Origin of the sequence: Paenibacillus sp. FSL M7-1414 (assembly GCF_038003195.1) — a bacterium.
Taxonomy (GTDB): domain Bacteria; phylum Bacillota; class Bacilli; order Paenibacillales; family Paenibacillaceae; genus Paenibacillus; species Paenibacillus amylolyticus.
Genome location: NZ_JBBOOS010000001.1, coordinates 3,737,703 through 3,757,792 on the forward strand (window position 1 = coordinate 3,737,703; position 20,090 = coordinate 3,757,792).

The following is a 20,090-nucleotide window of genomic DNA, read 5'->3' on the forward strand; positions in this document are numbered from 1 at the left end:
CACAAAAACAATTGTACCTTTTCAGCAAATGAACCTATTCGATAGAATAAAGATACTCCCACTTGTAAGCGATTTCCTTAATGCGCATGGATTGGGAGAAGCTATTATTCTATTAAAGGAGGGTAATTATGAAACCATCTCACTTTACGGCGAAACGGTTTATGAAAAAGGTACTCGGTATGTTCCTTGTGGTTGTGATGCTGGCTAGTATTGGCATACTGCCAGCTTCAAAGGTTCAGGCAGCGGGAACTACCGTAACCTCAATGGAGTACTTCTCACCAGCAGACGGGCCTGTTATTTCTAAATCTGGGGTTGGCAAGGCCAGCTACGGATTTGTTATGCCTAAGTTCAATGGAGGCTCTGCGACATGGAATGATGTTCACAGTGATGTGGGCGTGAATGTAAAAGTGGGCAACAACTGGGTTGATATCGACCAGGCAGGCGGTTATATCTATAACCAAAACTGGGGGCACTGGAGCGATGGCGGTTTCAACGGCTATTGGTTCACCCTCTCCGCAACAACCGAGATTCAGCTGTACTCCAAAGCGAATGGTGTTAAGCTGGAGTATCAACTTGTATTCCAAAATATTAACAAAACAACCATCACCGCGATGAATCCAACACAAGGTCCACAAATCACGGCAAGTTTCACAGGCGGTGCAGGCTTTACATATCCAACGTTCAACAATAATCCTGCGGTCACTTATGAAGCTGTTGCGGATGATTTGAAGGTGTATGTCAAACCTGTAAACAGTAGCACCTGGATTGATATTGACAATAATGCAGCCAGCGGCTGGATCTACGATCACAACTTTGGCCAATTCACAGACGGTGGAGGAGGTTACTGGTTTAACGTAACGGAATCGATCAATGTCAAATTGGAATCAAAGACTTCTTCGGCTAATCTTGTTTATACCATTACGTTTAATGAACCTACAAGAAATTCATATGTTATTACGCCATACGAAGGAACAACCTTCACAGCAGATGCGAATGGTTCCATCGGGGTTCCGCTTCCCAAAATTGATGGGGGGGCGCCAATCGCCAAGGAACTAGGCAACTTCGTATACCAGATTAACATGAATGGGCAATGGGTGGATTTGAGTAACTCCAGCCAGAGCAAATTTGCATACTCCGCTAATGGGTATAACAATATGTCCGATGCCAACCAGTGGGGTTACTGGGCCGATTATATCTATGGTCTTTGGTTCCAGCCAATCCAAGAAAATATGCAGATCCGTATTGGATATCCGCTGAACGGACAGGCGGGTGGAAATATTGGCAACAACTTCGTCAACTATACCTTCATCGGCAATCCAAATGCCCCGCGTCCTGATGTATCTGATCAAGAGGATATCTCAATCGGAACGCCAACCGACCCGGCAATCGCGGGCATGAACCTCATTTGGCAGGATGAATTCAACGGAACTACGCTGGATACAAATAAATGGAACTATGAAACAGGATATTATCTCAATAACGATCCCGGTACTTGGGGATGGGGAAATGCAGAACTGCAGCACTACACAAACAGCACTCAAAATGTTTATGTACAGGACGGGAAGCTGAATATCAAAGCCATGAACGACAGCAAATCTTTCCCACAAGACCCGAATCGGTATGCACAGTATTCTTCGGGAAAGATTAACACCAAGGATAAGCTGTCCTTGAAATACGGCAGAGTCGATTTTCGTGCCAAGCTTCCTACAGGTGATGGTGTATGGCCAGCACTGTGGATGCTTCCAAAAGATTCAGTATACGGCACTTGGGCTGCATCAGGTGAAATTGATGTTATGGAAGCGAGAGGCCGTCTGCCTGGATCAGTAAGCGGTACCATACACTTTGGTGGACAATGGCCCGGGAACCAGTATTCGGGCGGCGATTACCACTTCCCGGCGGGGCAAACTTTTGCCAATGATTATCATGTATACTCGGTAGTCTGGGGAGAGGACAATATTAAATGGTATGTGGACGGCAAGTTTTTCTATAAAGTCACTAATGAGCAGTGGTATTCCGCAGCTGCACCGAATAATCCGAATGCACCTTTCGATGAGCCGTTCTACCTCATTATGAACTTGGCAGTCGGCGGAAACTTTGACGGCGGCCGTACCCCGAACGCCTCCGATATCCCGGCGACGATGCAAGTGGATTATGTGCGCGTGTATAAAGAACAGTGATTTGCGATTTCGGATAGAGCGAATGAAGATCAGATGGAACAGATGCTGGGCAAACCGGACCTGAAATCTCATACTCTAAAATAGGCTTACGACCGATTCCCAATATTTCTACCTGGGAATCGGTCGTTTAAATTTAGACTTGATACTGTAGTTCATCGGCTGCAACTCTTGTCGAAGGACAACATCATTAGGAGGAAATATGAATCAGAAAGAATTTGAATCAGTCATCAATCTCCCTGCAAATATTCGTTATGAATACTTCATCAAAAAAGTAGTGGATTCAGAAGAAGTGTGGGGGCTTTATGAGAATGCTTGGTCAGTTACTGAAGATGATAAAGGTAATAAATTACTTCCATTTTGGCCTAAAAAAGAATTCGCGGAATACTGTGCAACTGATGGTTGGGAAATTTACTCAAGTAAAAGTATGGATTTGTACGAGTTCATAGACGATTTTCTACCCAATTTAAAAAAAGAGGGTTTTAAACCTTCAATATTCTTAAATAATGCTGATTCTGCTGTATTAGAAGTCGATATACTAATTGAGGATTTAAAGACAGAACTTGAAAAATACTAACTTAAAACCTCAACGAAGGAGTTTGGAAAACCATGAAAAATACGAGACGTAAACGAATAAAATTGGGTGATATCTACGCTATACCTCTGCCTAACGCTAAGTTTGCCTTTGGGAGAAGGCTTAAAGATGCCAGCATTGCAATCTATAATGTGATAAGTGACACGATAGAAGAGATACCTCAAGAAGAGGAATACCAATTTATCGTGGGTGTATATGATGATGTACTGAAATCAGGTGATTGGCCGGTCGTTGAAAATCGTCCATTCCCGGATGAAAAAGAGGCTTGGCCCCCACCTGCCTGTATCATTGATAAGATATCAGGAGGGTATGAAATATATCATCTGGGAGAGATTAGACCTTCTACTCGCGAAGAATGCGAAGGATTAGAGATTGCGGCTGTTTGGGAAGCCCATCATATTGTTGATAGAATAATGGGAGATGATAAGTGGCACCGAGACCCGAATAAATAGTGTACGAGTATACCATCTGTGGTTCCAGAAATCAGGTGTAGCGGTTTAAACCGCTTTTTCACTTTCCAATACAAACATTAAGTCACGGCCTACACACGTTTCTATAGGGGTAACACCAAGCGCTTCAACCATTTGCTCTGTTAAAGTACACTCTTCTGGCATCTTATATAAACAAAATCAACCGAGCCAAGCCCTCCTTTTACAAAGAGGGGCTTGGCTTGTTTTGCATTCAGATGTAAGTAATAATGCAAAGTGAACTTGACACATAATGCAAAGTGAACTATGCTAAAAATGCAAAGTAAACATTGCAAGGACGTGATCACTTGAAGACAAGAATTGCAGAACTGCGTAAGCAGCATAAGCTGTCACAGGAAGAGCTGGGACGAATTGTTGGTGTTACCCGGCAAACCATCACCTCTCTTGAAAGGGGAAAATATACGGCTTCCCTTATTCTTGCTTACAAAATTGCCAATTTTTTTGGACTCGCCATTGAAGATGTTTTTGATTTCAGCGAAGTGGAGGAAATGTAAATGGACAAGTACAAGATTAAAATAAAAACTCGCAAAAACGTACTGTCACTGGTAGCCGCTGCTACCCTATTGATCTATGTAGGACTTATATTTTACCGAGGTGGACTACCCGATTTACCTGGTTTTATAAAGGGATTTCACACAGGCGCTTTTATCGGGGTTGAAGTGGCCGTCGCTTTTTTCCTCGTCAGGTATATAAAAGCCAGTAATAATGAAGCCGAGCTGAAGAAGCAGTATATTGAGGAGAATGACGAGCGGAGTGTAATGATACTCCAGAGAGCGGGCACACTCAGCACAGCAATCATTCTCATTGGTATGGGCATTGCCTCCGTGATCGCCGGTTTCTTTAATCCCTTGATATTCTATACCTTACTAACTTGCTTATTATTTGTTTTAATCGTATTTTTTGCACTGTGGATGTTTTATGCGAGAAAAATTTAAGGGTTAAATCAAAGCAGTGGAGAGAGGTGAATGTTTACCGGATATTGATTTACGGACAGGTTATTTTCGGTATATGGTATTATTTGTTTGATGGAGTAAAATAAAGGGTGAGACTAACATGAGTCAGCGTTTCCCAATAAAGGTAAGCATAACGATCAAAGTCTTAAAAGGGAGTGAACTATATTAAAATACAGCATCCCTATTTACGACAAATTCAGCTTAAGCGGCAACAAGTACCCACCTATAATCGTTACCCCTTTGATTTGGCGGTCATTCGAAACCTAAATACTCTTGATTTCCACCCCAAGGTAACCTATATCGTAGGTGAAAATGGAATGGGCAAATCAACACTGATGGAGTCCATTGCTGTCGCATGGGGATTTAACCCGGAGGGTGGGACGATCAACTTTTCCTTCTCAACCCAGGCTACTCACTCGAGCTTATATGAATATATACAATTGATCAGAGGTCCGCGACGCCCGAGGGATGGCTTCTTCTTCCGGGCAGAGAGTTATTATAATTTAGCCACAACGATCGATGAGTTGGACAGTCAACCTTCATTCGGTCGCCCTATTCGCCCTATTAAAGATTCGTACGGTGGCAAGTCCTTGCATGAGCAATCGCACGGAGAGTCGTTCTTTTCTACTTTCATTCATCGGTTCGGAGAGAATGGATTATATATACTGGATGAGCCTGAGGCTGCACTGTCTCCCCTTCGCCAAATGGCGATGCTGACACGAATCCATGAACTTGTTTTGCAAAACTCTCAATTTATAATTGCGACCCATTCCCCAATCCTTATGGCATATCCAGATTCGATTATTTACAATCTAAAGCCAGATGGTATCGAAGTCCAAGTATTGGAAGAAACCGACCATTATATGATTATGAAAGAGTTTGTAAATAACAAGGATAGGATGCTTAGAGAGTTATTCGAGTAAGCTAAGGATTAATTCCACTGTTATCCTATAGAATCTAAAAGCTTAAGAGAGATCGTTACAAAGAAAGCGATCTATTGTCGAGATTAAGCTAACGAGAAACGTTAGCTTAATCAAACTTAATAAGGCATCAAATTGATCATCTGCTGATTTCAACTAGCGGACTGACAACAGGGATCGTTGCAGAAATGCTAACGATCCTTTTTTGTATATGTTTACGTATGAGTATTTAAATCACGAAAAAGGGCTCCTCCGTAGACTAGGACGCCCCAAGTTCAGGTCAGCGATCACGTACTTGATATAAAGGGAAAACAGTGGGTGTTGCCCGGCAAAGTGATGTTTTTATTTTTCACAGTCCGATCGATAATTTTGGTGATGCTGAGTAGCTTACATGCTGTAAGCTTAGTAGAAGTGACTTTGTAGAACCATTCAAACGCTCTACACAGAGAAACAACGGATCGAACAGGAAGAACGGTACAACTATATTGGACTGTTATGGAAAAATAAGGTATAGAAAGCCACTGCTTCTATATATTTTAAAACAGAAGATTCTATTTTCTGGCATGGGTGCTTGTAGGGGGGAATGCATGTTTCATTATTTTCTGAAGATAAGCAGAAACATTGTTAGGATTGCTACTGCGAAGCATTCGTCCTAAATCGAGGAAGTATAAATATACTACTCACTATTTTCATCATCTAATCGCCGACGAAATATCAAAGCCGAAACAGCAAATATAATAAAAGATAATGTTGAAGCAGCAGTAACCATCTTCAACACACTTCCTATTGGAGGGTTAAACAACAGAGCAATTGAGATGATTAAAACAGCACCTGTTAAACCCATTCCCAAAATCGAGATCGCTAAAATCTTGTTCATCAAATCACCTCACAGGTTGAAATAGAGTTTCTCATTGCATAATAATAGTTTAATACATGATGAATTAGTATAGAATGTAACAAAAAGTATAGCAAAGATTTAGTAGCGATTGCTTCCGGGAATGGGGGAAGCAATCGCTATGTTTTTTTGCGGATATTTTTATTTTTTTGTCCGCCACATGTGTACAAAAAAATAAAAATATGATACATTAAAATCAATCTAACCCTTTTTATAACAGGTTTTTCCCGGAGAATTATGTGTCTCCTGTACGAGGACATACGTATATCGAGGAGGGAATGGAATGTCAAGTCAAGCATTGGACCAATTTTTAAGTTCGAACATCGAAGATCTAAAGACTAAAGGTCTATATAACGTCATCGATACGCTGCAGGGTGCAAATGGTCCTGTTATTCGTATCGACGGAAAGTCCTTAATCAATTTGTCTTCCAATAACTATTTGGGACTGGCAACAGATCACCGCCTGATTGATGCTTCAGTTAAGGCGTCGCAGACTTACGGGGCAGGCGCAGGGGCTGTGAGAACAATTAATGGTACGATGGATCTTCATATTGAGCTTGAAGAAAAACTGGCCCGTTTCAAAAAAACGGAAGCCGTTATCGTGTATCAATCGGGATTTAACTGCAATATGGCTGCTATATCCGCGGTAATGGACCAGCATGATGCGATTTTATCAGATGAGCTGAACCACGCTTCGATTATTGATGGCTGCCGCCTGTCGAGAGCCAAGGTGATTCGCTTTAAGCATTCGGATATGAATGATTTAAGACAGCAGGCGAAAGATGCGAAGGAATCCGGTCAGTACCATAAAATTATGGTCATCACCGACGGGGTTTTCTCCATGGATGGTGATATAGCAAAGCTGCCTGAAATCGTGAAAATAGCAGAAGAATTCGATCTGATTACTTATGTGGATGATGCCCACGGTTCTGGCGTTCTCGGAGCAGGTGCGGGAACCGTGAAGCATTTTGGATTGTCCGACCACATTGACTTTCAAATTGGTACTCTTTCCAAGGCGATTGGCGTTGTCGGCGGTTATGTAGCGGGTAAAAAACAACTGATCGAATGGTTGAAGCTGAGAAGCCGTCCGTTTCTGTTCTCGACATCGCTACCTCCGGCTGCAATCGCTTCTTGCAGCGCTTCTGTCGACATTCTGATGAATGACAAAGAGCTGATCGAGAAGCTGTGGGAGAACGGCAATGATTTGAAAAATGGCTTGAGCCGGCTTGGATATGATGTAGGCCAAAGCGAAACTCCGATCACACCTTGTATCATTGGCGATGAAGTAACCACCCAACAGTTCAGCAAACGGCTTTATGAAGAAGGCGTTTACGCCAAGGCAATCCTGTTTCCGACGGTTCCGAAAGGAACCGGAAGAATACGCAACATGCCGACAGCTGCCCATACCAAGGAGATGCTCGACCAGGTGATCTCCGTTTATGAGAAAGTTGGCAAGGAAATGAAGCTGATTTAGCTCATTCGCGGGAGTACATTTCGGGAGGAATGTCTTATGAACAAGATTTTGGTGACCGGAGCACTGGGCCAAATCGGTTCTGAGTTAGTTGTTAAATTACGTGAAATTTATGGTGCGGATCACGTCGTTGCTACGGATCTCAGGTCATCAGCCCACGAAATTACCCGATCGGGGCCATTCGAGCTGCTGGACGTGACGAATGATAAGGCGATGTTCGAAATCGCCAAGCGGTACGAAGTTGATACCTTCATCCATTTGGCTGCACTGCTGTCGGCTACCGCAGAGGAGAAACCGCTGCTTGCCTGGAATTTGAATATGGGCGGATTGATGAATGCGCTTGAAATATCCAGGGAGCTCGGCTGCCAATTTTTCACTCCAAGCTCCATTGGATCTTTTGGTCCTTTGACTCCGAAAGACAATACCCCTCAGGATACGATCCAGAGGCCCAATACGATGTACGGCGTGAACAAAGTGTCCGGCGAACTGCTTTGTGATTATTATTTTCACAAATACGGTCTGGATACTAGGGGACTGCGATTCCCGGGTTTGATATCTTATATGACGCCTCCCGGCGGAGGAACGACGGATTACGCCGTGGAAATTTATTACGCAGCCGTGACGGCTGGCCGGTATACATCTTATATCGCCAAGGACTCAAACATGGACATGATGTATATGCCGGATGCCCTGAACGCAATCATCGATTTGATGGAAGCGGATTCTTCCCGGTTGATACACCGAAATTCATTTAATGTCACCGCAATGAGCGTGGATCCGGAGGCGATCGCTGCAGCGATTCGGGATGAGCTTCCCGGCTTTATCCTCGATTATGACGTTGATCCGAAGAGACAGGCGATTGCCGATAGCTGGCCGCATTCCATTGATGCAACGGCAGCGAAAACAGAATGGGGATTTCATGCTCGCTACGACTTGAAGGCCATGACGAAGGATATGCTTTCACATCTAAGCGAGAGACAAATGCTTCGCAAGGCTTAAAGTTATTATGAATTCGATCGAAGAGTGACATCGCTAAAAAAAGCAAGAAAGGGGAATTTATAAAAAAACTGTCGAGGGACAAGAACATTGTGTCATTACGGATTAGGTATCTATCTAAATAGCATCATGATGAAGATCATGTGGCAAGAAAAAAGCACATGAATTTAAGAATTCGCGTGGAATAACGTTTTTTTAAAAATAAGTTTTTTTCTGGTAAAGGCCAATCAATCTGCGCCAACATCGGGACGCGAATATGTGCTTAGGGGTTCCACCTAAGATCGTGAATGCAAATTTCATAAGTACAAAAAGACACTTGCTGCATTCAAGCTCAACATCATAAAGGAAGCAACCGATTATTTGCTATTTTGGATTAAGATTAATTTTACAAAATATGGATTATAAATAATCTTCGGTTTAATGAAATCAATTGTATGTAAGTGAGAATTTATACTTAACGGGGATATTCTGCTTTGTAGTGGTGGTAATTACCCATTAAGCAAGTTGATTCAAAGTATGGTGAAACAGGCGGGCCATCCTACCAACCTGAACTCTCTCGGCTACAAACATTATTCTATGCCTGCCTAGTTCTGACAAATCTAAGCAGGGAGTCGAGCCAGATCAGATTCGGCAAGAATAGCCTTTCTGTTCAGATCATACTAGTTTATTATCAAGTATCCTTCAGCAAGTCAACCATGTTAGAATAGTGAATTTCACTCAGTTGCTCGATAAAGTTATCTACCCTGTAGTTCTCCGGTTCAACTATCCAGAGACAAATTACTCCTACCAATCCAGATATCATGTATTCGATGCCAATTTTTATCTTCTCATCGTGGCGATGATCGCCGATTCCCGAAAAAATGATCGTTTTAAAAGCCTCTTTCAAGTATACGGAGAAGTTTGGATAAATATTTTGAGTGATCATTGTCTTAAAAAATATCATATTGGCTTCAATATCGTCGAAAATCGTTTTTAACATGGTAGCAAACATATCTTTATCCATCTCATGAATTGAACTCACTTCCAGGCTTAAGCAAGCATTTAAACTCTCCACGTTTTCCTGAAATAACTTCTCCATGAATTGAGGTTTATCTACATAGTGCAAATAAAATGTGTTGCGATTTATCATCGCTTCTTTGGCAATGTCCTGCACAGTAATTCGTTCATAGCCTTTGGTTTGTACTAATCTCAGAAACGCTTCTTTAATGGCTTTCCGCGTTTTGAGAATGCGCAGATCGACTTTATCTTTACCCAATTCGTGCTTCCCCTCCATAAATAATAGTCAAATTTATCAAAAGTGATGTTTATTTAACATATTGAATTATATCGACCATTGAGTCTTTTAATTGTACGTTTTACAATTACAACTGTCAATTGAACTCACTAACTCATTCATAAAAGGAGAATCATAAATGAAAACACTGGCGATTGTTGGTGCAGGTAAGGGATTAGGATTATCTATTGCGAAGAGCTTTGGCAAGCGCGGCTTCCAAGTGGCATTAGTTGCAAGAAATGCTGCAAAACTGCAAGATATGGTGGATGAACTGAAAGCGGATGGTATCGAGGCATCTTATTTCGTAGCAGATATTTTTAACAAGGAACAGATTGAACAGGCTATGACCAACATGAAAGAAAAGTATGGTCAGATTGATGTGTTGGAATTCAGTCCAACAGCAGGCAATTATCCTCCCACTTCTGTATTGGAGTTAACGGCGGAGAACGCCAGGGATGCATTTGAGGCGAATGTGGTTAGTGCCATCCATGTCGTCAATGCTGTTCTCCCTGATATGCTCGCTAGGAAAGAGGGAGCCTTGCTCTTTACCTCAGGATTATCCGCCATGTACCCTGTGTCCATGATGGGGAATATCGGTATTGCTCTTGCAGGGTTACGCAATTATGTTGCTAATCTTCATACTTCATTGTCTGCTCAAGGGATTTTTGTGGGCCACCGCTCATTAGGTTTATTGATCAAGGAGTCAGGTACCGGCGCAATTAATGATCCGGATGTAATTGCAGAGATGTGGTACCAGGCCTATGTAGAGAAAAACGTATGGGAAGAAGAGTATCCTGAGGGGGTTACCCCCGATACCATTCTGTTTTAACATTGGTGATGATTTCAGCAGGTCATAACATACAGTTGTAACCAAGTAGATGAGCTTGAGAACTAGGCATATATTTTGTGCTAAGAAACGCTTGAAAGAGATGAAGAAGCCGCTAATTTAGCGGCTTTTTTGTTTTTCGGTACAATTTCTTGTCCCGAGCCAAAGACAAGAACTTGTACCGATGACAAGACAACGCAAAAAACATCACTTCATTGTAGAATATAAGAATTATGAGATGGGCGGGAATTGTACATTTTTTCGGGGGAAGATCTTTATTATGTGTACTAGGAAAGAATAAGCGGGGCTTATACAATAACATTAGAGGTTGTAAACGCTTGCTTTTAATTCTGAGGGTGCAATCAATGAATTACCGTAATCCCGTACATGAAGTATTTTATTATTCCAATACCAAAGGAGATGCCTTATGAATCAACAACAACTACCTAAGCCCCACCAACCGCTCGTAACCCACATCTTCACTGCTGACCCGTCCGCCCATGTCTACGAGGGCAAAATCTACATCTATCCTTCCCATGACCTCGATCATGACGAGCCGAGCAACGATAACGGCGACCAGTATAAAATGGAAGACTATCATGTCCTCTCGATGAACAACTTCGATTCCCCGGTGGTTGATCACGGCGAAGCGTTGCATCTGAGAGATATTCCGTGGGCCTCCAAGCAGCTCTGGGCACCGGATGCCGCTTATAAGAACAATACCTATTACCTGTTTTTCCCGGCACGGGATCATGACGACATCTTCCGTCTGGGTGTGGCAACATCAGAGTCTCCGGCAGGCCCATTCATGCCGCAACCGAATTATATGGAAGGCAGCTTCAGTATCGATCCGGCCGTACTGGTGGATGACGACAATCAGTCATACATCTATTTCGGCGGACTCTGGGGTGGCCAGTTGGAGAAATGGCAGACTGGCAGCTTCGTGCCAGATGCAGAAGGACCTGCTCCTGACCAGCCGGCGCTTGGACCGCAAGTTGCACTGCTTAGCGACGACATGCTGTCCTTCCAAGGCAAGCCTGCCGAGATATCGATTGTCGATGAAGACGGGAATCCGATTCTGGCTGGGGATGAGGAACGGAGATATTTTGAAGGCCCATGGGTGCATAAATATAACGGCTATTACTACCTGTCCTACTCTACAGGAACCACGCATAAGCTCGTATATGCGATCGGCAAGAACCCGATGGGACCATTCACGTTCAAGGGCGAGATTCTCTCTCCGGTTATCGGCTGGACAACCCATCACTCCATTGTGCAAGTTGAAGACAAGTGGTATCTGTTCTATCACGACAGCTCCCTGTCGGAAGGCGTCAACCACAAGCGCTGCGTTAAATATTCGGAGCTGAACTACAACGAAGATGGAACGATCCAGAAGATCAATCCTTATCCGGGTGCGGAGTAAGTTAGCTGGTTAGCGGAAACAGATAAGATTACAATAATATAAGGCATAATACATGAGGCAGCTCCTGACGGGGCTGCTTTTTTGATAGGAGGAGGATCAGTTGTTTCACTCAAACTTGGAGAAAATCTCTGCTGAACAAAGAATACTCCAGCAGTATACTGATTGAATTAATAAATTTATCTTAATTAAACATAAAGCCTTCTTTCCTTCGGAGAGAAGGTTTTTAGTTTAATTAGAATTTTGTTGACACACATATAGCCTAATGGCTTTATCCAGTTGAGTGCGTGAAGCGCGTGTCGACGAGTTTTAGTAGGGAACTTCTTTTCCTGTCGAGGGACAAGAAAATAGTCCGATTAACGATTAGATGAGTATCAAAATAAAAAAGCTATATAGAGGAGAGTAGGCTTTAACTTGGGTCAGTAGCGCTACAGGGAAATACTTAACCCATAGAAAGGGATGAAATAGTTGTTTACTTAGATACGTATTGTGTCTTATAATTTTCACAAAGATACACATCGTATCTCAAAAGTTTTGTATCGCACAAGTAATGTAAGGGTGCTCGCATCTTAGTTCCAGTTTTTGTAGAAAGAGGGGACGACCGATGGAAACGAAAAAAACGCCTTGGCAGGCACCGGAATTAGAGGTGCTGGATGTGCAGCAAACGATGGCTGGCTATGGATTCAGGCAAATTGATTGGATCGAAGAACATGATGCAGACCTATATGATCCATCGTCCTGATAATCATACTTCAAATTAGAAATCGTATTCTTGCTCAAAAGGTCGCCTGTAGGCGGCTTTTTCGATGCTCAGATGAGGGACAAGAACATTGTACCATTTCAAACCAAGACGACTATGATTGATATTGAGCAGCAGCTAAATAAGGCGTAGCATCAGCCTCCTGTTGATGTAACATTTGTTCGAATACGTTGCGAAATTCGTTACGCCGCTCGACAAACTTTGTCCAATTGAGGCCTCCACGAAAAAATGATTTCTCCAAAAACGGCTTATACAGACAGTTCATAATATATAACGGAACCTGTTCTTTCAAATCCAGTGGTTGAAACACATGTGATACACCAGGGGGATGACAAACAAGTCGCCTTTGTAAACCAAAATACATTGGCCCCCAATCTGATGAAGCCCTTCTCTTTCATATACATAAGCGATTTCAACAAAACATTCAACCATATATAGGATTTGTTTATTATGTTAAAGAGGTTCTACACCATTTATAGCGTTGTGAGAGGGGAGTGACCATTTTGAATACTTCTAAACAAATGATGTCTCATAATTCCAATGATCGTTTTAGTAAACTTGGAATTTATAGCGTCCAAAGTGTCTTTATTATTCTGTTCTTGCTGTTAACCCCTGTCTACTATTTGAACAAATGGGACTTTAAACGTCACAAAAAGCGGAATCCTTTCTACACCAGTAAATTGGTTCGATTGCAAGAGCGTTATCCGATTTTCTACGAATTGGCCATGTACGTTCAAAATTTTCCTATTCCTCGTAATGTTTACAAAGTTTTACCCCCTTTAAAGGGCGATGTTCTTCAGGTGGGCTGTGGTACAGGTTTATTGAACAAGTATCTTCGCAAGCAGAAGGATGTTCGTTTTCTTAACATGGATCCGAATATAAATGCTCTAAAACTTGGAAAGAAGTGGGGAAGGTTTAATTCTTATATCCATGCTTTCATTGATAAACCGACTTCTTTACCTGATCATAGCTGCGATATGATTTTGTTTGCAAGAAGCTTTCATCACATTCGCTATCACAAAAAAGCCTTCATAGAGAGCTGCAGACTGTTACGTGACGGTGGATCTATCATTATTGCGGACCCGGTTGTTCTCAAGTCTCTTTCAGGTTCTGTAACGGACGGTGGTTATATGGCGAACTCTTCGATTGATGGTGTAATTTGGAGATTTACCAAAGAAACATTAATTACTCACATAGAGCGCTGTCTTCCTCCTGAATTAAAGATAGAATCAGTAACCGAAACGAGACAAGTGCATGTAACGAATTATAATTTATTTGTACCTCAGACAGATATCGTAGTGGTACTGCGAAAAAGGGAGGCTGTATACAATGACAACTAAATTTATTTATGGTGTTTGAAATCTGCAGCATTATTCAATGTTTATCCATTGCTCAGCCAGAAACATGTCTTGCGGATAATATAGGTAAAGGTATCTCTCCACAGAGGTGCCTTTTTTGTTTTTAGGAACCAAGTCTTGTCCCAAGCTGAAGACAAGATCATTGTGTAGGCTGCAACGTTTGTCGTGTCAAGGGAAGATGAGTTGCACGGGAATAACGGCGTTCTTGGGAGAATAGATATCATCCATTTGTTCACGTAACAGCTTTACGGCTGTTCGTGCCATTTCCTGTTCATCCTGCTGCACATAAGCTACGCCTGAAAGATGTGGATTATCAAAAGATAGCAAGTCGATATTTGAGTGAACGTTCAGAAGACTGATCGCGGCGGATGTAAGGCGTGCTGTTTCTTCAGTCAAGGAAAAGGCTGCCGAAATTCCACTGTGGTTCTGTAAGAAGTTGCTTACATAGTCCAATGCTTGCTCGCTGCGTAGAATGTCGAGAGGGATGTGACACCACAAGCTCTTGTCAATCGAGATGCCTTGATCTGTGTACGCCTGCTCGAAGCCGAGCGTGCGATCCTCGACGGCTGTATTGGCATTTTCAGGTGAGATGAGCGCAATCTGCTGATGACTCTTGGATAACAAATGGGATACAGCTTTATACGCACCGCCGTAATTGTCGGATGTAATGGTGTACGTCTCAATGTTGCGCAGATAGCGGTCGATGAACACACACGGGAATTTATCGAGCGACAGACGCAGTAATGATTCGTTATACTTCTCATCTTCTGTTGGAAAAACGATCAACCCCTTCACACCGAGCTCCGTTAGTGTACGAATGACGTTTGATTCGATAGAGGAGGACTCGCGCGTGATGCTTAGTACCATGCTGAGGCAGGCTTCTTGTAGGAAGTGTTCCGTGTAGTCAACGAGCTTCTGAATGACACGGGTTCTCATCGTCGGAATGATGAAGCCGATGAGCGGCATGGAGCACGCGCTGCGTGGGGATGGCGAGACATTGATGCTAGAAACAACAAGACTAGAAGAGACGAATGAGCCTTTGCCTTGTACGCGTATAATTAATCCTTCGTCAGCTAGTAGGGTTAGGGCGTTCCTGACGGTTATTTTACTTACTCTGAATTCGTCCATTAGTTCTTGTTCAGAAGGAATGCGGTCCGTTGGCCGAAGCTGCCCTGATTTAATTTTCTGTATAATGTTTTCTCGAATTTGTTTGTAGAGCGCCAGCTTTTTCAAAGAGTAGCATCTCCCCATAAACTTTATGATTTTATAATCAATTGGTTATATAAAGCTTATTTCATATATATTATAATACGGCATGTAAAGCGCTTACAATATGGAATCTGAGAAATTGTTGCGAAGGGGGCTTTTCTTTGAAAGGTTAGAATTTTGTTAAGGATGGTGGTGCCAAGATGGATTGTAACCGCTTAAATTAACAGAACTAACTAGTCAGCCGACTTTTCAAATGCATAACAAAAAAGAGAGGATGACGAACAAATGAAAAAACGCAGTGCTTTAATCTCCATCGTTACTCTCCTGATTATGTCACTTGTTTTTACTGCATGTGGTAATCCTTCTGGTTCAAAAACGGAAACACAACAATTAGGCGCTAATGCCGGTGAGAATGCAACAGAATTATCATTTTGGACATTCGCAGATTTGCACGGCAAGCATTTGGATAAAATGCTTGGGTTATGGAACCAACAGAACCCAGACAAACAGATTAAGTTGAATGTAACGGTTATGCCTTACGATGATATGCACAACAAGCTCTTATTGGCAGTTACAAGCGGAAAAGGTGCTCCTGATATCGCGGATATTGAGCTTGGTCAATTCCCTAAATTCTTGGAAGGTGACAACGTTCCCCTGGAATCTTTGAATGATGTATTTACACCATACAAAGACGTTGTTGTTCCTTCACGTGTCGAGATTTACTCCAAAGCCGATCAGGTTTATGGCTTTGATTATCACGTAGGTGCTACGCTTGCTTTCTACAACACTGAAATTCTCGAACAAGCAGGTGTTGACTACAAGACAATCAAAACGTGGGAAGATTACAAACAAGCAGGTATCAAGGTTTACGAAAAGACTGGCAAGTACTTAGGTACTGCTGATACATCAGCTTCGTGGCAAGCATCGTTGCTACTAGCTCAGCAAAATGCCGATTTTACAGATGAAAATGGTAATCCAAAAGTGAACTCGCCTGAAATGATTAAAGCGTATGAAATGTTAGTCGATCTGCAGAAGAACAATGTTATTCATACGATCCCTGGCGGACAACCCGACACAGAAGAAGCAAAAGGTGAATATAACAAAGGCAACTACGCAAGTGCATTGATGCCTGAGTGGTACATGTCCCGCTTTGTAAACGAAATGAAAGACCTTAAAGGTAAGTATGCAATAGCTCCATTGCCTGTATTCGAAGAAGGTAATCCTCGTTCCGTTGGCTTAGGCGGTACTGGCACAGTTGTTACTAAGAATGGTAAAAACGTTCAGTTGGCAAAAGAATTTGTAGCCTTTGCTAAGCTTTCGAAAGAAGCTACTACAGAAATCTGGAATACACTTGGATTTGACCCAATCAACATGGAAGTATGGAAAGATGATGCAGTTACGAAAAACCCTGAAAATGAATACGTCCAATACTTTAAAACAAATGCATTTGATACTTTGAATGAAATCAAAGACGAAATTAGAGCGATTAAGTCCGTTAAAGCTTCACCAACCATCGGCAATATATTCAATACGGTTACTTTGAATGCTATCTTTGAAGATGGCCAAGACGTGAAGGAAGCGTTGGATGAAGCACAAGCAGCAATTGAACAAGAATTGAAATAAATATTATAAGTAAATGATTTGATTAAACCTGTCGGCAGGTACAGTGGTCGGCAGGTTTAACCATAGTCAAGGGAGATTGAGAATATGATAAAGAAATTTGTATACTCTCAAAAAGTTGCACCTTATGTTTTTGTATTGCCATTTATACTCATATTTTTGATATTCTGGTTTTTTCCGCTTGTAAATTCATTCGTAATGAGCTTTCAAGATAGGATGCTGGGACAGGATCCTAAATGGATTGGTGAAGCAAATTATTCGAAATTACTTACTGATAAAGTGTTTTTGACATCTATTAAAAATAGCGTTGTGTACATGTTAGGAACCTTAGTGCTGTTGATTCCTTTTCCCATGTTATTCGCCGTTATGATCAACAGTAAGTTAATGATGGGAAGAGAGTTTTTTAAATCTTCTTTCTTTCTCCCTGCATTGACATCTGTCGCAGTTGCGGGTACCATTTTCCGCCTTACATTCGGTGAGATGGAAGGTTCATTAATGAACAGTTTCCTAGGACTATTTGGTGTAGAGCCTATCAAATTTTTGAAAGACGGAAATTGGAGTATGGCAGCACTGTTAATCCTCGCATGTTGGAGATGGACAGGCGTTAATATGCTTTACTATCTATCGGGTTTGAAAAGCATTGACAATGAATATTATGAGGCTGCTTCAATTGACGGTGCATCTGCTTGGCAGAAGTTTAGAACGATCACAATGCCATTATTGAAGCCGACCACGGTATATGTTACCACAATTAGTGTTTATGCAGGTTTAGCAATGTTTACCGAGAGCCTGATGATGTTCAACGGTAACAAATCACCCCAAAATATTGGCTTAACCATTGTTGGATATCTGTATAGACAAGGGATTGAGCAGAATAAGCTGGGTTACGCAGCTGCAGTTGGTATCGTTCTGTTAATCATTGCTATGGTTATCAATTTAACGCAGTTAAAATTTAGTGGAATGTTCAAAAAGGAGGAGGATTAAAGTGGGCAGAAGTCAGACGAGGAGTGATTTCATCTCTAGAATAGTAATTATTTGTTTATTCATTATACTATTCGTTATAATTATGATCCCATTCTACGCAGTGGCCCTATCTTCCTTTAAACCAGGTGAATCATTAGTTAGATATGGTCTTAACCTAAGTTTGGATTTTGAAATCATGAGTTTTGATAATTTCATCTTTCTGTTTACTGGAGAACATGATTATTTTGTGTGGTTTTGGAACAGTATGATTTTAACAATCGTTCAAGTGGTTTTAACACTTTTTGTAAGCGCATTTGTTGCATATGGTTTTGCAGCATATCATTTTAAAGGTAAGAACTTCCTCTTTATATGTGTTTTGCTCATTATGATGGTGCCTTTCGAAATACTCCTGGTTCCTTTGTACAGCCTAATTAATGATTTGGGAATGGTTAATAGCTATTCGGCAATCATTCTGCCCGGTATAGCCAATGCCGCGACAATATTTTTCTTCAGGCAATATTTACGAAGCATACCCAAAGAGATTATTCAATCTGGGCGGGTTGATGGCGCAAACGAGTATGCGATTTATTTCAGACTAATTATGCCGATTATGAAGCCATCGTTTGCAGCAATGGCCATATTGAATGGTATGAATAGCTGGAATAATCTATTGTGGCCATTCATGGTGCTCGGAGATCAGAGTAAATATACACTTCCAATCGGTTTGAAAACGTTGTTAACTCCTTATGGCAATAACTATGACTTATTAATCGTGGGCTCCTTCTTCTCCATCATTCCAATTTTCATACTATTCATTGCTTTTCAGAAATATTTCATAGACGGTATGACTGCAGGCGCTGTTAAAGGGTAATCTATATTATGATGAAACAGGTGATAAGATGGAAATCCAACAACGAGCGTCACACGACATTCAACCATTAATTGAACAGAGAGCTGATCCTTTTATTTACAGACATTCGGATGGTTATTATTACTTCGTAGCATCCGTTCCGGAGTATGATCGGATTGAAATCCGCAGAGCCCAGAACCTTGAGAAGCTTGTTACATCAACTCCTGTAGTGATCTGGAGAAAGCGCGAGAATGGTATCCTTAGTGCCAATATTTGGGCACCAGAACTGCATTTTATTGATGACAAATGGTACGTGTATTTCGCTGCCGCACACACGACGGAAACGAATGAAGGCTTGTTCGACCATCGGATGTACGTGCTAGAGAATGAAAATGCCAATCCGCTCGAAGGCATTTGGACGGAAAGAGGGCAGGTTCGTACCGAGTGGGAAAGCTTCGCCCTCGATGCCACTACCTTTGAGCATAATGGAAGCCGTTATTACGTATGGGCACAAAAGGATCCGAATATTGAAGGTAACTCTAATCTGTATATATCTAAAATGAGCAATCCGTGGACGTTGACTGGGTCGCAAACGATGATTTCGATGCCGGAATATGACTGGGAGATCATTGGTTATAAAGTGAACGAAGGCGCGGCATTTCTTCGCAAGGGTAATCGGGTATTCCTCTCTTACTCGGCTAGCGCCACCGATTTCAATTATTGCATGGGCCTACTTGAAGCCGATGCGGATGCTGATTTGCTCGATGCCACCTCATGGCGCAAGTCGCAAACAGCGGTTCTCTCGACAGATGAGAGCATCTCAATGTATGGTCCCGGTCATAATTCCTTCACGGTGTCAGAGGACGACGAAGAGACGCTATTTGTGTTTCACGCAAGAACGTACAAGAACATTATAGGAGATCCGCTGTACGATCCGAATCGCCATACATTTGTGACAGCGCTTTTGTGGACGGCTGACGGCAGACCCGATTTCCGCGGTTCTGTTGCAGCACTTGCACGTTCTTTACAATGATCGAGTGTCCCAACAAGGTTGGTTGATGGATTTGAGTTCGTTTATCCAACTTGCCAAAGAGAGACAGTTAGAACATCGAAGGCACCCTACTGGGTGCCTTCGATTTCGCTCTACAGATAATACTTCGAACAACAGTTCTGACTAACGACTTGAAATATCTAGGGGAATAAACAAATGTATTGTCTAAAGAAATTGAGGCGAGTTATGGAAGAAGTTGCAATCTAAAGATTCGGGAAACGATAGCTCAATAAAACCGAGGATAGGGCAGGTTATAATCAAACTGCTT

19 protein-coding genes are annotated in these 20,090 nt (G+C 42.0%); 16 read left to right on the forward strand and 3 right to left on the reverse strand.

The genetic code is table 11. The features are described from left to right. Nucleotides 1-128: 128 nt before the first annotated feature. The 6 genes from MHH92_RS16195 to MHH92_RS16220 all read left to right on the forward strand — a co-directional run bounded on the left by MHH92_RS16195 (nt 129) and on the right by MHH92_RS16220 (nt 5,133). Nucleotides 129-2,177, forward strand: a complete 2,049-nt coding sequence (locus MHH92_RS16195; RefSeq protein WP_340904883.1) for a glycoside hydrolase family 16 protein — start codon at nt 129-131, stop codon at nt 2,175-2,177. 199 nt (nt 2,178-2,376) lie between these two features. Beyond that, on the forward strand, nt 2,377-2,751 hold the full coding sequence (locus tag MHH92_RS16200; RefSeq protein WP_127549260.1) for a DUF2750 domain-containing protein: 375 nt from the start codon (nt 2,377-2,379) through the stop codon (nt 2,749-2,751). A gap of 32 nt (nt 2,752-2,783) precedes the next feature. Next, nucleotides 2,784-3,221, forward strand: coding sequence for an Imm26 family immunity protein (locus MHH92_RS16205; protein WP_253508844.1), 438 nt, complete (start codon nt 2,784-2,786; stop codon nt 3,219-3,221). 323 nt (nt 3,222-3,544) lie between these two features. Next, a complete protein-coding gene (locus tag MHH92_RS16210; RefSeq protein ID WP_036613900.1) occupies nt 3,545-3,751 on the forward strand; it encodes a helix-turn-helix transcriptional regulator in 207 nt (68 codons plus the stop codon). Next, on the forward strand, nt 3,752-4,192 hold the full coding sequence (locus tag MHH92_RS16215) for a hypothetical protein (protein WP_340904891.1): 441 nt from the start codon (nt 3,752-3,754) through the stop codon (nt 4,190-4,192). Nucleotides 4,193-4,380: 188 nt separating this feature from the next. After that, nucleotides 4,381-5,133, forward strand: coding sequence for an AAA family ATPase (locus MHH92_RS16220; RefSeq protein WP_445254866.1), 753 nt, complete (start codon nt 4,381-4,383; stop codon nt 5,131-5,133). Nucleotides 5,134-5,806: 673 nt separating this feature from the next. Here MHH92_RS16220 and MHH92_RS16225 read toward each other — a convergent pair. Further along, nucleotides 5,807-6,007, reverse strand: coding sequence for a hypothetical protein (locus tag MHH92_RS16225; protein ID WP_237175103.1), 201 nt, complete (start codon nt 6,005-6,007; stop codon nt 5,807-5,809). Nucleotides 6,008-6,308: 301 nt separating this feature from the next. Between MHH92_RS16225 and MHH92_RS16230 the strand changes: the two genes are divergently transcribed. After that, nucleotides 6,309-7,499, forward strand: coding sequence for a glycine C-acetyltransferase (locus MHH92_RS16230; RefSeq protein WP_340029291.1), 1,191 nt, complete (start codon nt 6,309-6,311; stop codon nt 7,497-7,499). A 36-nt stretch (nt 7,500-7,535) separates the two neighbouring features. Beyond that, a complete protein-coding gene (locus MHH92_RS16235; RefSeq protein ID WP_340904896.1) occupies nt 7,536-8,495 on the forward strand; it encodes an L-threonine 3-dehydrogenase in 960 nt (319 codons plus the stop codon). Nucleotides 8,496-9,162: 667 nt separating this feature from the next. Here MHH92_RS16235 and MHH92_RS16240 read toward each other — a convergent pair. Beyond that, nucleotides 9,163-9,747, reverse strand: a complete 585-nt coding sequence (locus MHH92_RS16240; RefSeq protein WP_051447337.1) for a TetR/AcrR family transcriptional regulator — start codon at nt 9,745-9,747, stop codon at nt 9,163-9,165. A 157-nt stretch (nt 9,748-9,904) separates the two neighbouring features. Here MHH92_RS16240 and MHH92_RS16245 point away from each other — a divergent pair, with 157 nt between their 5' ends. The 4 genes from MHH92_RS16245 (at nt 9,905) to MHH92_RS16260 (ending at nt 14,111) form a co-directional block, all read left to right on the forward strand. After that, nucleotides 9,905-10,594: an SDR family NAD(P)-dependent oxidoreductase gene (locus MHH92_RS16245; RefSeq protein WP_338706170.1), complete on the forward strand. Its 690-nt coding sequence runs from the start codon at nt 9,905-9,907 to the stop codon at nt 10,592-10,594. A 424-nt stretch (nt 10,595-11,018) separates the two neighbouring features. Next, nucleotides 11,019-12,014 (forward strand): glycoside hydrolase family 43 protein, encoded by a 996-nt coding sequence (locus MHH92_RS16250; protein WP_036613892.1) that lies wholly within the window; start codon nt 11,019-11,021, stop codon nt 12,012-12,014. Between the two features lie 601 nt (nt 12,015-12,615). Further along, complete coding sequence (locus tag MHH92_RS16255; RefSeq protein WP_106427116.1) at nt 12,616-12,753, forward strand: paeninodin family lasso peptide; 138 nt, start codon at nt 12,616-12,618, stop codon at nt 12,751-12,753. Between the two features lie 521 nt (nt 12,754-13,274). Continuing rightward, complete coding sequence (locus tag MHH92_RS16260; protein ID WP_047843251.1) at nt 13,275-14,111, forward strand: class I SAM-dependent methyltransferase; 837 nt, start codon at nt 13,275-13,277, stop codon at nt 14,109-14,111. 186 nt (nt 14,112-14,297) lie between these two features. Here the strand turns inward: MHH92_RS16260 and MHH92_RS16265 are convergent, their stop codons facing one another. Next, nucleotides 14,298-15,362, reverse strand: coding sequence for a GntR family transcriptional regulator (locus tag MHH92_RS16265; RefSeq protein WP_340904902.1), 1,065 nt, complete (start codon nt 15,360-15,362; stop codon nt 14,298-14,300). A gap of 261 nt (nt 15,363-15,623) precedes the next feature. Here MHH92_RS16265 and MHH92_RS16270 point away from each other — a divergent pair, with 261 nt between their 5' ends. The 4 genes from MHH92_RS16270 (at nt 15,624) to MHH92_RS16285 (ending at nt 19,804) form a co-directional block, all read left to right on the forward strand. After that, nucleotides 15,624-16,961: an ABC transporter substrate-binding protein gene (locus MHH92_RS16270; protein WP_340904903.1), complete on the forward strand. Its 1,338-nt coding sequence runs from the start codon at nt 15,624-15,626 to the stop codon at nt 16,959-16,961. An 84-nt stretch (nt 16,962-17,045) separates the two neighbouring features. Next, nucleotides 17,046-17,942: a carbohydrate ABC transporter permease gene (locus MHH92_RS16275; RefSeq protein WP_315372012.1), complete on the forward strand. Its 897-nt coding sequence runs from the start codon at nt 17,046-17,048 to the stop codon at nt 17,940-17,942. Nucleotides 17,943-17,973: 31 nt separating this feature from the next. After that, on the forward strand, nt 17,974-18,792 hold the full coding sequence (locus MHH92_RS16280; RefSeq protein ID WP_370739079.1) for a carbohydrate ABC transporter permease: 819 nt from the start codon (nt 17,974-17,976) through the stop codon (nt 18,790-18,792). Nucleotides 18,793-18,820: 28 nt separating this feature from the next. After that, nucleotides 18,821-19,804 (forward strand): glycoside hydrolase family 43 protein, encoded by a 984-nt coding sequence (locus MHH92_RS16285; protein WP_340904906.1) that lies wholly within the window; start codon nt 18,821-18,823, stop codon nt 19,802-19,804. Nucleotides 19,805-20,090 lie beyond the last annotated feature (286 nt).